This is a genomic window from Ihubacter sp. rT4E-8, assembly GCF_049852125.1.
Classification (GTDB): Bacteria; Bacillota; Clostridia; order Peptostreptococcales; family Anaerovoracaceae; genus Senimuribacter.
The window spans coordinates 1,912,626-1,926,540 of the sequence record NZ_CP187532.1 but is presented as its reverse complement, the minus strand read 5'-3'; the positions used below and the strand labels follow the sequence as shown (position 1 = coordinate 1,926,540).

Genomic DNA, 13,915 nt, shown 5'->3' with positions numbered 1-13,915 from the left:
ATATGGGGAAAGACCCAGCAGTATTATTCTACCCAGCGGATTTCCTCACCGGCGTTATGCTGATGGACTACGATTCAAGAGGGCGGTACATAACACTTCTATCATTACAACAGCAAATTGGAGCAATAAAAGAAAAAGATTTCAAAAGAATTTCCGGCGAAAAATTCGAAGAAATTGCAGAAAAATTTGAGCAGGATTCAAAAGGAAATTACTTTAACCGCCGCATGAAAGAGGAAATGAATAAGCGCAAGAAATTCACGGAATCAAGGCGTAGCAATGGTTCAAAGGGTGGAAGACCAAGAAAGGATATGGATAAGCAAGAGGAAAGCTACGAAAAACCTAGTGGTTTTCATATGGGTAACCATATGGGAAATGAAAATGAAATAGAAAATGAAATAGAAAATGAAAATGAAAAATGTAATGACGTTAGTTTAAAGTATGGAGAATTTAAAAACGTGAAACTGTCAGAGGAAGAACTGGAAAAGCTAAAGGAGCGATTCCCATATGATTGGCAGGAACGTATTGAGCGGCTATCGTCTTACATGAGCAGTAAGGGGAAACGGTACAAGAACCATTACGCCACAATCCTTAACTGGGCGAGAAAAGATCAGCAGAAAGAAAGCGGCAATGATTTCTTGGATTTGTAGGAGGAACAATGGACAGAGACGAAACAAAGAAAGTGCTGAAAATCTTGTCTACGGCGTATCCAAGATACTTTGCCAATATGAGCAAAGCGGACAAGATAGACCAGATAGAACTGTACCAAAGCATGTTTGCAGAATACCCCGTTGAGGTGGTTGTCGTGGCACTCAAGGCGTATATCAAAGACAACGAGTACCCGCCGAGTATTGCAGGACTGCAAAAGCAAATAAACCTGCTTTTGCCGAATCCGGCGGAAGACGCTGTGGAACTTTGGAACGTGCTTGCAAAAACATGCAAACATGGCAGCAGGGTGACGCAGGAAGAATTTGAAACCTTACCGGAAGCCATCAAAGCATGGTGTGGCGATGTAGGGCAAATTAAGGAGCTATCCCAAATGGACGCAGTGACGTTTAACAGCGTGACGCGGGGGCAATTTTTAAAGACAATCCCTGTAATCATAGAGCGCAAGAAAGCCTGCGAAGCGTTGCCAGAGAGCGCCAGGACAATGATTGAAAACAGAGCGATAAAACAGATTGGAGGATTTTAAACATGGACGAAAGAATCGAAAGAATCGCAGGGCATTATGGCTATAAGAACCAAAAAATGATACTGATTGAGAAAATGGGAGAGCTGATGCAGGCAATAGGAAAATTTGACCGGGCAGAAAAGGCGCAAGAAATCCGTAGTACTGGCAAGGCTATCGAAGAAAAGTTAGTCGATGTGCAAATCATGATAGATCAGATTAGATTTTTACGAGGAATGCCGCCGGAAGACTTTGGTGAGATTTACAACTACAAACTTGATCGTCAGATAGAGCGCCTTGCAGATGAAGAAATGGTTTATGTGATAGGTGCAGTGCATCATGATGGAGGGAAAGAATACCTTTGGAGACTGCCGGAGGTTTTAAAAACTCCCAGCATAGGAGATATTGTGCCAGTTCAAGCCAAAGACAAAATCACGCATGTGCTTGTAAAGCGTGTGTTTATGGAAAAGAAAAAGAATGTTAGGAATCTTAAAGTTGTTATGGGTGGAAGTGATGAATAGCAGAAATAAAGGCAAGCGCGGAGAATTGGAACTTGCCAAGAAGTTACGAGAATACGGTTATAGATGCAGGCGCGCGCAGCAATATTGCGGGGCAAATGGTGACGCTGATGTAGTGGGTCTTCCGGGTTTACATATCGAGTGCAAGCGGGTAGAAAAGCTGAATCTATATGACGCAATGGCACAGGCAAAGAGGGACACAAAGCCGGGAGAAAAGCCGGTAGTCTTCTGGCGGCGAAACAATCACAAGTGGCTGATGGTGTTTGAAATTGACGACGGCATGGAGGTGTACCGAGGATGGGAGGCAGGACGATGATAGTTAACGGCATAGTAGTCAGTGTTGTGCAATTTGAAAAGGATAAAAATCTCAACAACGATCTACTGTAGGCTGCAAGATGTACCCAAAATGGCGCAGCATTTAACAAAAAAGTACGGGATGAGGTGCTGTCGATTTATGATGACATTAAAGGTCTAGGTCTGGAAAGGGTGTGGTAAAATGAGGTCTTGCGTAAATTGTAAACACTTGAAAAAATACCATGAAAACGTATATGCGTGCACCAAGAAAAAGAACACGGTGCATAAAAAGAAATTAGGAGTTACAACGGATTGCCCGAACTGGGAAGAAAAAAGGAGAAATGAAAATGTTGGTATATAAAGGATTTGATAAAAACCTAAAATGTAGAGGACATCAATACGAAATTGGAAAAACATACGAAGAAGACACCGCCGAAATTTGCAGCAAAGGATACCACGGTTGTGAACGTCCTTTGGACGTGTTCGCACATTATCCGCCAGGAGCACAATCAAGATACTGCATAGCGGAGCTTGATGCGAATGAGCAAAGGAGTGACGATAGCAAGAGGGTAGGGAAAAAGATTAAAATTATTGCTGAAATTGGAATTGTTGGACTTGTAAAGGCTCAAATCGAATATGTAAAAGAACATACAACGCATCAAGAGACAGCCGGATACTGCGGAGCAGCAACAGCCGGATACCGCGGAGCAGCAACAGCCGGAACCTACGGAGCAGCAACAGCCGGATACCGCGGAGCAGCAACAGCCGGAAACTGCGGAGCAGCAACAGCCGGAGACCGTGGAGCAGCAACAGCCGGATACCGCGGAGCAGCAACAGCCGGATACTGCGGAGCAGCAACAGCCGGATACCGCGGAGCAGCAACAGCCGGATACTGCGGAGCAGCAACAGCCGGATACTGCGGAGCAGCAACAGCCGGATACTGCGGAGCAGCAACAGCCGGAAACTACGGAGCAGCAACAGCCGGAGACCGTGGAGCAGCAACAGCCGGATACCGCGGAGCAGCAACAGCCGGATACTGCGGAGCAGCAACAGCCGGATACTGCGGAGCAGCAACTAGCAGAGGTAAATCCTCCGTAGGTAACAAGGGGGTCGCAGTAGCTAGAGGAAATAATGTCAGGGTCAAAGGTGGTCTTGGGGCAGTGCTTATCATAGCAGAGGAGTACAATGATTCCTGCGATTTAAAAGACTGTAAATATGCGGTGGTAGACGGAGAAAAAATAAAAGCTGATACCTGGTACGAACTGAAAGATGGGGAATTTGCAGAAAGCGAGGAATCAGATAATGAAGCGGTATGAGCAGTTTAACGAAATCTTTAAAGACCAAGAGAGAGCAGAGGATCAGGCGTTAAAGTCAACGTTTAGAGTACTGCTCGAAGAATCCGCGGCAATGGGAGGTATATTGGAAGCGATAGACTACTTTGATGAAAACGGGTTTGATAAATACGTGAATTGGTACCATGAAAATCTTGAGTGGTTAACGGAGGAAATGTAATGACGGGAATAAAAAAAATCAGAGGTGTCATAACTGATTCAGAAAAAAGTATGGGTAGTATTGTTATCGTTAGATTTACAAGCAATAAATTTGGAGAAACTTTATCGCTTGAAGCAAATGATATTATGATTACAGTTAGATTTGCAGACATCGAAAGAGTAATAAAGAAAGTGAGAAATTAAAAATGAATAGTGTAGTTCTAATCGGTCGCCTGACCCGCGATCCGGAAGTACGATATACCGCAGGCACACAGATGGCGGTTGCAACATTTACTGTTGCCATTGACAGACCGGTAAGAGCCGGCGGTGAGAAGCAGACAGATTTCCCACGTGTTACTGTATTTGGTAAACAGGCGGAGAACTGCGAAAAATACTTGGCGAAGGGCAGATTAGTCGGTGTTCAGGGAAGACTACAGACCGGAAGCTATCAAAATAAGGATGGCGTGACTGTTTATACCACTGATGTTGTGGCAGACAGAGTTGAATTTTTAGAGTGGGGAGACCGTCAACAGAACGCTTCTTCAAATTATGGCGGACAGCAAGGTGGGTATAGTCAGCAAAACTATGCACCGCAGCAGAACTATGGCGGCCAGAGCAGCTATAGTGAACCGCAGTCGTGCGGTATGCCGGAGGAGATGCCGGATTCTTTCCAGGCAATCGATGAAGACGTTCCATTCTAAACGATTTTGCAGGGCGGGAAATATATTAAAGGAAAAAATAGGAGGAAAATACACTTTGTATATTGTTGCATCTCGCCCTTTAAAAAAACAAAGGAGAAAAACATGTTGAACAAAGATAAATACGAAAAAGAAATCATTGAGATTGCAATAAATGGCGATCGGTTAGGAGTTACAGAAGGTAAACCGGTAGCATGTGAGAGTATAGTCTGTGAAAATTGCGATTTAATTTATGACTACTGTAAAGAAGATATACGGAGATGGGCAAACAGCGAATATACAGAAACTCCAAAAATCACACGCAGAGAAAGACGATTTTGCGAATTTGTGGAAACAGGATATATCGCAAGAGATGAACACGGAGGATTATTTTGGTTCAGTGAAAAACCAGATAAATCAAAAACTTTTTGGTGTAACAATAAAGAACGCCTCAATCTATCACCTCTAGATATATGGTTTGACTTTATAAAATGGGAGGATTATATACCTTGGAAAGTAGAAGACCTGCTAAAGTTGGAGGTAGAAAATGAAATATAGAAAAAAGCCTGTAGAGGTTGAGGCGTGGCAGTGGGAAGGAGAACAGGAATGACTAGAGAAGAAGCATTAAATATACTTTCATCAGAACAAGCAGTTGCTATGGGCATAGACCACGATGTTACATCAACAAACATACAACGAAAATTTGCAAGATTAAAACATGATGCCTTAGGCGTAGCAATATCCGCTCTGCAAGAACCAGAACGGAAGCATGGAAGTTGGAAACTAAATATCAAAGAAAGCACTACAAGCTATGAGTGTAGCGCCTGTAAAATAGTTACAGATATGCGTTATGGGTTTTATAAATTCTGTCCACACTGCGGGGCGGAGATGGACGGAGATACAGAGGTACAGAATGAAGATAGATATTTACAACACGAATAAAAGATATAAAACAATTTATATTGATCCGCCCTGGGATGCACGAGGTGGAGGTAAGATAAAAAGTGGTGCGGACAGACATTACTCGTTAATGGCAATAGCAGAAATTGCAGAAATACCTGTTGAGAATCTGGTGGATCCAAGCGGATGTCATTTATATCTGTGGGCAGCTAACAATTACATTGAGGACGCTCTTGCTCTTATTAAAAAATGGGGATTTGAATATATCACAATGATAACCTGGCAAAAGGATAAAATGGGTCTAGGTCAATACTATAGGGGCATAACAGAACACTGCATATTTGCAAGTACACCAAAACGGTTACCGTTTAAAAACGTAAACGGGAAACGACAGCAAGGCATGAATTTGAAGATTGGGACTGTTGGGGGAACGAGGTGTAAATATGGCATGGCAGAACGTGTAAAGCAGGGCAAGAAGGAGGAGTAATATGAGTAGCATGAGTAACGAAGAAAATCAAGTAACATTTTGTTATAGTTGTTTGTCAGGGTCGATTGAAAAACAAGCAAAACGGCAAGGCTACAGTTTGAAACAAGCATGTCAGATAAAAAAGTTAGATGAAGCACTAAACATGCTTAGAATCCACGGGATCATAACACCAAGCGAGGCTGACAGGGCAACGAAAAGATTACATAAGATGGTATGCGAGAATTTGATACCGATAGAGGGGGAGCGAGAGTAATGATAGAGCAATATTACAACTATGACACGGTTAAACTGCTTGCAGAATACAATCACAACAAAACTGTGTTAAAATCGCTGAGAGAGCAGTATAACGCCTTAGACGGGGCTGGCGGTATGGACTATAGCAGCGGCAAAGTGACAGGGGGGAAAAACACTGATGCGCTGGAAAAAACCGCGCTCCGGCGGATAGATTTAGCTGCTAAGATCGAAGATTACGAGCACGACCTACAAAAAATAGATGACTGCTTGGCACAGCTTACGGATACGGAACAAACTGTATTAACGGAGTTCTTTTTCAAGGGGCAGACAAGGACAGCGGCGGTTTACAGATTGTCAGAGACCTTGCACCTTGAGCAGTCCGCCATCTATGATATCCGGAAACGTGCGTTAAGCAAATTCCAGCAGCTGATTTTTGGATAGTAAAAAACCGGGCGAAATGCCCGGTTTCGCTATATTTCATATCCGTTGATACCTGTAAACCACTCAATGCCGAAAGCCTTTACAAATGCGCTGTCACCGTCTCCATCGGTTTCTATGGTCAAGCTGTTCATAGTAACTAAATAGGTGATAACTGCTGTGATAGCAATGATTGCGGTGATTTTTAAAATGCGTTTCATGGGATCCTCCTTACTCAACTTTAAATGTCACTTTGTGATTTGGATTTTCTTTGATAAGCAACTGTTTTACATTATCGACAGACATATTATTATCAAGTGCTGCTTGTACTACGTCAACAAGTTTTTTGCCGTCAAGATATGCCCATACTGTTTTAATTTTCCTGCGTCTCATATTTTCCTCTCTTTCTGCCGGGATTAGCCGCCCGGCGCGGTGATTAATTCCTACAGTTCGTTTACAAATAGTTCAATTTCTATTGGATCAAATTCTGCTCTTTGTTCCTTTCTGGTCTGCCATCGTCAGGAGCAGGAGACCAACCACTGCCCGACGCCCGAGGGCGTTTCGGCTGTTTCACTTTGCATACTTGATTGAGTATGTATATTTTTCAGGGGATCATTTATCCCCTAAAAAATTCTCAATAGCTTCTTTTAAAACTTGTGCTTGACTGATATTCTCAGCTTTACATTTTGCCTTGAATTCCCCGACAAGTTCTTTTGGTAGTTCGGCTTGTACTTTAGCATACACTTTGTTGTTATATCGCCTTTTTACCTCTGTGCTGGTGGTTGTTTTTCGTTTAGCTATTGCAATCACCGCCTTTATTTGATATAATAGGACTAAAGAAAAGGGAAGCCTGACGGCTTGCCCCTTATAGTGATTGGTTTATGTAACTAACCGCCACAGGTAGCCAGCCGGGGCGGTTACTTACTTTTTTGACTTATTAGTACAAGTCCTATAACGGTTAAAACTATCATTAGTAGTTCGTAATCGCTCATAAGCAGCTCCTTTCTGGAGCAATCCGCCGAAGCAACCCTGTTCAATTGTCCTTGTCCCTTGGGACATTCTCATATTATCATACTCGATTGACTATGTCAACGCCTTTTTCAAAAATTTTTTCAAGAAAAATTCTAAACATTGAAATTTCAACGATATTCCCGTAAAACTTTTTTAAAAACCTCTAAAACTCCGGAAAAACACCGTAAATTTTTGCCCTTTTTCCGTAGTATAATGATATTGTGGAAATGATGGGAAAACCTAATTTACAGTGTTCTCCCACATTTTACATAATTGGTTCATTGTGTTTCATCCTTTCACACATACCCCGGTTTGGTTCACTGCCGGGGTTTTGTGTTGGGGATAAGCAAAGCATATAGGAGGGAATAACATGGGAAAGCTTTTGCCAATGTCGCAGGCGGTCGGGGAAGTAACCCGCATAGGAAAGACTACTTGCATAGATGAGGCGGGAAATAGAATCAGGACACATTCGGGCGTAAAGAATCCGGGAGCAGGTCAGGGAACACTATCAGGAAAACCTAAAGCCTTTAGTACACCGGAAGACCTCATAGATACCTTCTGTGACTTTATAGAGCACGTAAGACTAAATGAGTACAGCATCTATCCGACTAAAGCAAACTTTGCCAGATATCTGCAAATCACGCCGAGAACGGTGTACAACACTGTTGAGATATATTTTCCCGAAATCAAAAAAACCTACATTGATATGCTGTCAGACTGCTTAACAGAGGGCGCAAGCCTTGGGAAATACGACAAAACGATGACTATCTTTTGCCTAAAGAACTGGTGCAACTGGGCAGACAAACAAGAAAATGTCAATGCAGAGATAAAGCCAAAGCTGGCGGACAAAGAAACGGCAGATAGGCTGATAGACCAGTACAAAGCGAGACAGAAATGAAAGCAGTGATAGCGCAACTGGAAAATGAAAATAAAAGGTTAAAAAGGCATAGGAGAGAAAACACAAACAATATAATTCGTTTAGCCGTTTTAGAACGTGATAACTTTAGATGTGTTAGTTGTGGAGCTTCCGACAATTTGCAAGTACATCACAAACAGCACCGGAAAAACGGGGGAAAGGATACCCTGGGTAACCTCATAACGCTATGCGCTGTATGCCATGCAAGACAACACGAAGGTGAACCAGTGCACAGAATCATGAATAATAATACATAACAGAACTACAACTATTCCGAACATTTGAGTTTTGGGAATAGTTGAAACGCCGGAAACGTTGGAATTGCTGGGTTTATGCAGATATGACAGTATACATTCCGCATACATACAAGATGTAGGGCTTGCGGTTAGATTGGTATGGTGGAGGTGCTGTATATTATTACGGCATCCGGCAGAATTTTTTATAAAAGATTCATGCATAAAAAACGCTACATATACCATATCGCAAAACGGACAAGAGGGGTAACCGATAACGTAACATCGTAACGCCCCCACTCGTTCGAGCCAGAGGGTAGGTAGTACATACATACCTTTTAGACCAAAATCTAAAAACCTCCACTAGTCAAATATTCAACTGTGAAAAATTATAAAAAATTTGAGGAAATATGGAAAAGCTTAGAATCAGAATTAAAACAGAACAGAATGAAGTTGTGTGTTGTTGTCTTGCGGCAGCACTTGTGAGTTGTGATAAAGATTGTGATGTTGTCAGTGTGAAGATAGATAAATTTCAAGGCTGTGAATGGTGCATGCGTCACAATAAGGAGGTGAAACTTCGTGAGTGAACGTGATGATGCCCTTCGTGCGATTCTGCAAAATGATTACTGCACGTACTGTGAATTTGTGAATATTAGCTGGATTCCGTCAAGGTTTCACAGATATTTATGTGACAGAGTGCAGGCGTTTCTGTCGAAAAAGACAGGGAATGCATATGACATATTAGTTTTGTCCACTCCGCCGCAGCACGGAAAATCCATGACAGTTACAGAGACATTGCCGTCATGGTATCTTGGGAGAAATCCGTTGCATAGGGTAATAGAGGTATCATACTCTGAAACTTTTGCGGAAAAGTTTGGACGGCGAAATAGGGCAAAGATCGAAGAATTTGGAGAACAAATATTTGGGGTTAAGCTGGCCAAATCGCCAAACTCGGCCGTTGAATTCGAATTGGATAATCATAAAGGCGGTATGATATCAAGAGGCGTAACTTCTGGAGTTACTGGTAACGGCGCGAACCTATTTATCATTGACGACCCGGTAAAAACGCAGCAGGAAGCAGATTCCGAAAGCTATCGCGAAAGAATCTGGGACGAATGGAACTCATCGTACAAGACCAGACTTGCACCTGGGGCAAAAGTAATTGTTATTATGACAAGATGGCATGAAGACGACCTTGCGGGAAGAATCATAGCCAATGAAAAAAATGTTGAAGTGCTGAATTTGCCATGTGAAGCAGAAGAAAATGATCCTTTGGGAAGAAATATTGGTGATGCACTTTGCCCGGAGATCGGAAAGGATAATAACTGGCTTGCTGATTTCAAAGGTGGATACACTGATGGTACGCGAAGCTGGAACGCATTGTTTCAAGGTAGACCAACGTCAGCGGAAGGTAATATGTTAAAACGTGAGTGGTGGCAGTATTACGAAGAACTTCCGGAGATTGTAGACTGGGTAATGTCTGTCGATGCAACCTTCAAAGATGGCAACGATAATGATTTTGTTGCAATACAGGTTTGGGGGAAAAATGGGGCGAACATGTATCTGGTAGATGCAGTAAAACGACATTTGAATATGCCTGATACAGTTCGTGAAATACTTAGGCTTAGGGCAATGTATCCAAAATGCCTCACTACGCTGGTAGAAGATAAAGCAAATGGATCAGCGATTGTACAAATTTTACGTCATGATGTAGCAGGAATTATTCCCATTAACCCAGAGGGCGGTAAGATTGCTCGTGTGAATGCTGTTTCTGGAGCGATTGAATCTGGAAATGTGCATTTGCCAAGGAATAAACCATTCACAAGTGATTTCGTAGAAGAATGTGCGGCGTTTCCTCGTGGTGCACATGACGACCAAGTAGACGCAATGTCACAGGCTTTAAACAGACTGATTTACAGCAAGTCTGAACATAAGCCGCATGGGGAAATAACCCCTTTATACAGGGCGTTTCCGGGACTGAAAAAGAATAAAAAACATATGGATAGAGGTGAAAAAATCAATGTTGTATAGTTTAGTTGCGGCAGTAGTGATATTGGCGTTTTTTAATGCTTTGATTGTGCCGTATATGGTAATTCGGTACTTCCTGCAAGGCTACAATGTCAACGCTGAAGCGAAAGTAACTGTTCCATCAGTAAAAAACATCGTAAAAACGGCTGATAGGCCTAAAATTGATGAAAAAACAGCGGCATTGTTGAGAAACATTGATCGATATGACGGAACGTCTGGCGGTCAGGAGGCTATTAAATGAAAAAACAAGAAGAAAATCTTACTAAAATCTGGCAGAGATATCAGAAATGTAAAGATTATTTAGATAAAAAGTCCCTGATAAAGAAGACCAATGAGAATTGGAACTTTTATATAGGAGACCAGTGGGAGGGCATGGAAAGTGGCGGAGAAAGAATGCCAGTTCTTAACTTCATCGAGCCAGTTATCAAGTACAAAGTTGGTGTTGTGTCTCAGAACATGATGACGGCGGTGTATTCTGATCTGAATTCCAACAAAGACACACAGAAAATCTGTGAAATTCTGAACAAGATGTTTGCAGAAAGTTGGGATAAGGGGAAAATGAATGCCTGTGCATGGGAAGTTATAGAGGCAGCAGCAGTACAAGGTGATTCTTATGCTTTTTGGGGCGAATGTGATTCTAAAGTGCCGCCACAAGTGCTTGCAAATACCACAGTGTTGTTGGCAGATGAGAATATTACAGACATCCAAGCACAACCGTATATTTTGATAGTAGAGCGACTTAATGTGGAAAGCGTTCGGAAGATTGCGGAAGAAAACGGAATATCGAAAGATAAACTTGAACTTATTCGCTCTGACGATAACAAAGACATGCAAATAGTTAATCAGGACGAAGTCACCGACAAGGTAACCTCTATACTTTGTATGAGCAAAAATAAAGATGGCTACGTTGAAATTGCAAGATCGACAAAAAGCGTGGTGTATGAGCCTACACGCATTATTGGAGGAACAAATAATAAGGGAGAATACGCCGGAACAGCTTTACGATCTTATCCGATTGTACCGTTTATTTGGAAAAAAAGGCCGAATTCGGCTAGAGGCGTGTCGGAGGTGGCTCAGCTGATTCCAAATCAGCTTGAAGTTAATAAAACCATTGCAAGGCGTTCTGTGACGGTTAAACTGACAGCATATCCGCGTATTGCATATGACAGGAACGCCGTGACAAATCCAGAAGACTTAGATAAAACCGGCGCACCTATTGAAGTGAATGGCGGGGCGCAGTCAGTTAACCAGATGGTATCATATCTTAATGCTACGAACATTTCTTCTGATGCGGATAAATTGCTTAGCGACTTGCTCACTATGTCTAGAGAACTTGCAGGTGCAGGTGATTACGCAACGGGTAATGTCAATCCGGAGCAAGCATCGGGACAAGCTATTTTAGCGGTCAGAGATCAGGCACAGATTCCATTGAATAAACAGATTGCACAATATCAGCAATTTGTGGAAGATGCAGCGTTGTTATTTTTTGATATTTGGGTGGCTTTTAACCCTAATGGTCTTAAATATGAAGGTTCTTTAGAAGATAGTGAAAATCTAATGATGCAGGATATGCCAAATTTCATTCCGATTGAACAAGTGGAATCCATTAGACCATCGGTTAGAGTAGATGTATCGCAAGACAGTGCATGGAGTAAACTCGCAGAACAGCAATGGCTTGACAACGTATTTGAACGTCAACAAATCACTTTTGAGGAATATGTGGAACTTTGCAATAGCAATGCAGTTCCAAAAGCGAAACTGCAGGCAGTGCTCAAAAAAAGGCAGGCAATGCAGCAGGGACAGCAAATGATGCAGCAGCAGATGCAAGAACAGGCAATGCAGGAGGGAATTCCGCAAGAAGAAATGTTAATAGGGTAAATTGAGGCGGCTTTGACCGTCTCTTTTTATAGTTTTTTTTAAAAGGAGATAACGAAATTATGTTAAAAAACATGTTCACAAAGCACTTTGATATCGATGATGGACTTGATATCGCAGGTGCAGGCGCAGAAGAACCGGAAGTCGCCGACCCGGTACAAAGTGAAGAAGGCGCAGAAGAACCGGAAGTCGCCGACCCGGTCATGGATGAAGGTTCGACTTCAACCAGAACAGATGAGGATTCTGCATGGGCAGCAATGCGCAGACGTGCAGAAGAAGCAGAAGCCAGACAGGCAGAAGTTGAAGCGCAGAACGCCATGATGGCGGAAGCACTCGGTATGTACTTTGAAGGAGATCCGATGGAAATGGCGATACAGGCTAGGGCAAATGCAACGGGTGTATCACCGGAGATTGAAAGGGCACGCATGCAGGCAGAGATGGAAAGAAAAACCACCGAAGCTGAAAACGAAACCCTGAGAAGTGAATTACAGCAAATCAAAATTGAGCGAATGATGGAACAAGGCTTGGCAGAGATCCAGCAGATTGACGCAGACGTAAAAGACCTTACAGATCTTGGTGCAGACTTTCCGAAGTATATCGCTGCTGGGTTGTCTTCTGTTGACGCGTACTTTGCGGTAAAGGCAAAGGAATCTAAAACAAAAATCAACCCACCAAAGCCGATTGGAAATGTAAACACCACAAAAGCAGACAGCGATTATTTCACAAAAGAGGAAGTCGAAGCAATGTCTGATGAGGAATTGGAAGCGAATCTTGATGCCATTGAACGCTCATGGAGGAAATGGTAAAAGGAGTGAAAAATTATGTCTTATAAGAATTTTGTGCCTAGAGTATGGGCAAAGAAAATCCAGCACGAACTGGAAAGAAAGTTAGTGTACGCAGAAGACTGTAACAGAGAGTATGAGGGTAGTGTGTCCAATTTGGGTGATACTGTTAAAATCCTCGGTGTAGGTAAACCTACCATTACAACGCAGGTTGGCGGCGATATCGTATTAACAGGAGCAGAAAAAGTAGATTCCACTTCAGTATCCATGCCGATTATGCAGATTGCTTTCTTCAACTATAAGGTGGGCGATATCGATAAATTACAGGCGGTTGGTGGCATCATGGAGGCATTAAACAAAGAGTCCAGTCTTGGTGTTGCAAACGAGATGGACAAGTATATTGCAAGCATGGCAAAAGATAAGCTTGCAGTAAGATATGCCTCTGCAGCAACGACAATTACCAAATCTAACATTTTGGAGGTAATTGATAACTCCCTTGTAAAACTGTACGACAACGATGTACAGCCGAACGATGAAATCGTAATGACCGTGAAACCGTGGTTTTACATGATTTTAAAGCAGGCATACACGGCTCTTGATACCGACAACAGTAAGATGCTTGAAAACGGCAAAGTTGGTAGATACGGCAATGTGATTGTAAAAATGAGCAACAACGTTGCACAGGATACGAACGGCAATGACCTTGTTATGATTCGCACGAAAAAGGCAATCGCTTTTGCAAATCCCAAAATACATACAGAACCGTACAGACCCGAAAACTCATTTGATGATGCAGTGAAAGGCTTTGCACTGTATGATTCTAAAATCGTTAGACCAAAAGAACTTATTGTGCTGAACTGCAAAGCGAATGCGTAAGAAAGGAGTGAG

23 protein-coding genes and 1 other RNA gene are annotated in these 13,915 nt (G+C 42.5%); 20 read left to right on the top strand and 4 right to left on the bottom strand.

Translation table 11 applies throughout. The features are described 5' to 3' along the window. Positions 1-2 precede the first annotated feature (2 nt). The 13 genes from ACPW7J_RS09590 to ACPW7J_RS09530 all read left to right on the top strand — a co-directional run bounded on the left by ACPW7J_RS09590 (position 3) and on the right by ACPW7J_RS09530 (position 6,206). Positions 3-647 (top strand): hypothetical protein, encoded by a 645-nt coding sequence (locus tag ACPW7J_RS09590; protein ID WP_425755116.1) that lies wholly within the window; start codon positions 3-5, stop codon positions 645-647. 8 nt (positions 648-655) lie between these two features. Beyond that, positions 656-1,189, top strand: a complete 534-nt coding sequence (locus ACPW7J_RS09585) for a replicative helicase loader/inhibitor (protein WP_425755115.1) — start codon at positions 656-658, stop codon at positions 1,187-1,189. A gap of 2 nt (positions 1,190-1,191) precedes the next feature. Continuing rightward, entirely contained in the window at positions 1,192-1,686 is a 495-nt protein-coding gene (locus ACPW7J_RS09580) for a DUF5839 family protein (protein WP_425755114.1), read from the top strand. Next, positions 1,679-1,999: a putative PDDEXK endonuclease gene (locus ACPW7J_RS09575; RefSeq protein ID WP_425755113.1), complete on the top strand. Its 321-nt coding sequence runs from the start codon at positions 1,679-1,681 to the stop codon at positions 1,997-1,999. Before ACPW7J_RS09580 ends, ACPW7J_RS09575 begins: the two co-directional genes overlap by 8 nt. Positions 2,000-2,324: 325 nt before the next feature. After that, positions 2,325-3,293 (top strand): DUF7666 domain-containing protein, encoded by a 969-nt coding sequence (locus ACPW7J_RS09570; RefSeq protein ID WP_425755112.1) that lies wholly within the window; start codon positions 2,325-2,327, stop codon positions 3,291-3,293. After that, positions 3,280-3,489, top strand: a complete 210-nt coding sequence (locus tag ACPW7J_RS09565; RefSeq protein ID WP_425755111.1) for a hypothetical protein — start codon at positions 3,280-3,282, stop codon at positions 3,487-3,489. The genes ACPW7J_RS09570 and ACPW7J_RS09565 overlap by 14 nt, the downstream gene beginning before the upstream one ends. Then, on the top strand, positions 3,489-3,671 hold the full coding sequence (locus tag ACPW7J_RS09560; RefSeq protein ID WP_425755110.1) for a hypothetical protein: 183 nt from the start codon (positions 3,489-3,491) through the stop codon (positions 3,669-3,671). Before ACPW7J_RS09565 ends, ACPW7J_RS09560 begins: the two co-directional genes overlap by 1 nt. 2 nt (positions 3,672-3,673) lie before the next feature. Beyond that, entirely contained in the window at positions 3,674-4,168 is a 495-nt protein-coding gene (locus ACPW7J_RS09555; RefSeq protein WP_425755109.1) for a single-stranded DNA-binding protein, read from the top strand. Between the two features lie 102 nt (positions 4,169-4,270). After that, the gene (locus ACPW7J_RS09550) at positions 4,271-4,702 is read left to right on the top strand and encodes a hypothetical protein (protein WP_425755108.1); all 432 of its coding nucleotides are present in this window, start codon (positions 4,271-4,273) and stop codon (positions 4,700-4,702) included. Between the two features lie 48 nt (positions 4,703-4,750). Next, entirely contained in the window at positions 4,751-5,086 is a 336-nt protein-coding gene (locus ACPW7J_RS09545) for a hypothetical protein (protein ID WP_425755107.1), read from the top strand. Further along, a complete protein-coding gene (locus ACPW7J_RS09540; RefSeq protein ID WP_425755106.1) occupies positions 5,058-5,531 on the top strand; it encodes an MT-A70 family methyltransferase in 474 nt (157 codons plus the stop codon). The genes ACPW7J_RS09545 and ACPW7J_RS09540 overlap by 29 nt, the downstream gene beginning before the upstream one ends. A gap of 1 nt (position 5,532) precedes the next feature. Then, complete coding sequence (locus tag ACPW7J_RS09535; protein ID WP_425755105.1) at positions 5,533-5,784, top strand: hypothetical protein; 252 nt, start codon at positions 5,533-5,535, stop codon at positions 5,782-5,784. Then, on the top strand, positions 5,784-6,206 hold the full coding sequence (locus tag ACPW7J_RS09530; RefSeq protein WP_425755104.1) for a hypothetical protein: 423 nt from the start codon (positions 5,784-5,786) through the stop codon (positions 6,204-6,206). The genes ACPW7J_RS09535 and ACPW7J_RS09530 overlap by 1 nt, the downstream gene beginning before the upstream one ends. A gap of 29 nt (positions 6,207-6,235) precedes the next feature. On the opposite strand, the gene ACPW7J_RS09525 is transcribed toward ACPW7J_RS09530, so the two are convergent. The 4 genes from ACPW7J_RS09525 to ACPW7J_RS09510 all read right to left on the bottom strand — a co-directional run bounded on the left by ACPW7J_RS09525 (position 6,236) and on the right by ACPW7J_RS09510 (position 6,926). Continuing rightward, complete coding sequence (locus ACPW7J_RS09525) at positions 6,236-6,403, bottom strand: hypothetical protein (protein WP_425755103.1); 168 nt, start codon at positions 6,401-6,403, stop codon at positions 6,236-6,238. Positions 6,404-6,413: 10 nt separating this feature from the next. Then, on the bottom strand, positions 6,414-6,575 hold the full coding sequence (locus tag ACPW7J_RS09520) for a hypothetical protein (RefSeq protein ID WP_425755102.1): 162 nt from the start codon (positions 6,573-6,575) through the stop codon (positions 6,414-6,416). A gap of 110 nt (positions 6,576-6,685) precedes the next feature. After that, positions 6,686-6,749, bottom strand: an RNA gene (locus tag ACPW7J_RS09515) — hammerhead ribozyme type II. A gap of 45 nt (positions 6,750-6,794) precedes the next feature. Continuing rightward, positions 6,795-6,926, bottom strand: a complete 132-nt coding sequence (locus ACPW7J_RS09510; protein WP_425757519.1) for a ribbon-helix-helix protein, CopG family — start codon at positions 6,924-6,926, stop codon at positions 6,795-6,797. A gap of 637 nt (positions 6,927-7,563) precedes the next feature. Here ACPW7J_RS09510 and ACPW7J_RS09505 point away from each other — a divergent pair. The 7 genes from ACPW7J_RS09505 (at position 7,564) to ACPW7J_RS09475 (ending at position 13,903) form a co-directional block, all read left to right on the top strand. Next, positions 7,564-8,091, top strand: a complete 528-nt coding sequence (locus ACPW7J_RS09505) for a hypothetical protein (protein WP_425755101.1) — start codon at positions 7,564-7,566, stop codon at positions 8,089-8,091. Continuing rightward, positions 8,088-8,366, top strand: coding sequence for an HNH endonuclease (locus ACPW7J_RS09500; RefSeq protein ID WP_425755100.1), 279 nt, complete (start codon positions 8,088-8,090; stop codon positions 8,364-8,366). Before ACPW7J_RS09505 ends, ACPW7J_RS09500 begins: the two co-directional genes overlap by 4 nt. Positions 8,367-8,921: 555 nt before the next feature. Then, positions 8,922-10,373: a phage terminase large subunit gene (terL, locus tag ACPW7J_RS09495; RefSeq protein ID WP_425755099.1), complete on the top strand. Its 1,452-nt coding sequence runs from the start codon at positions 8,922-8,924 to the stop codon at positions 10,371-10,373. Then, positions 10,363-10,611 carry a hypothetical protein gene (locus ACPW7J_RS09490; protein ID WP_425755098.1) on the top strand — a complete coding sequence of 83 codons (249 nt, stop codon included), beginning with the start codon at positions 10,363-10,365 and terminating at the stop codon, positions 10,609-10,611. The genes terL and ACPW7J_RS09490 overlap by 11 nt, the downstream gene beginning before the upstream one ends. Then, positions 10,608-12,248: a hypothetical protein gene (locus ACPW7J_RS09485; RefSeq protein ID WP_425755097.1), complete on the top strand. Its 1,641-nt coding sequence runs from the start codon at positions 10,608-10,610 to the stop codon at positions 12,246-12,248. Before ACPW7J_RS09490 ends, ACPW7J_RS09485 begins: the two co-directional genes overlap by 4 nt. A gap of 59 nt (positions 12,249-12,307) precedes the next feature. Continuing rightward, entirely contained in the window at positions 12,308-13,051 is a 744-nt protein-coding gene (locus ACPW7J_RS09480; protein WP_425755096.1) for a hypothetical protein, read from the top strand. A 15-nt stretch (positions 13,052-13,066) separates the two neighbouring features. Beyond that, positions 13,067-13,903, top strand: a complete 837-nt coding sequence (locus ACPW7J_RS09475; protein ID WP_425755095.1) for a hypothetical protein — start codon at positions 13,067-13,069, stop codon at positions 13,901-13,903. Positions 13,904-13,915 lie beyond the last annotated feature (12 nt).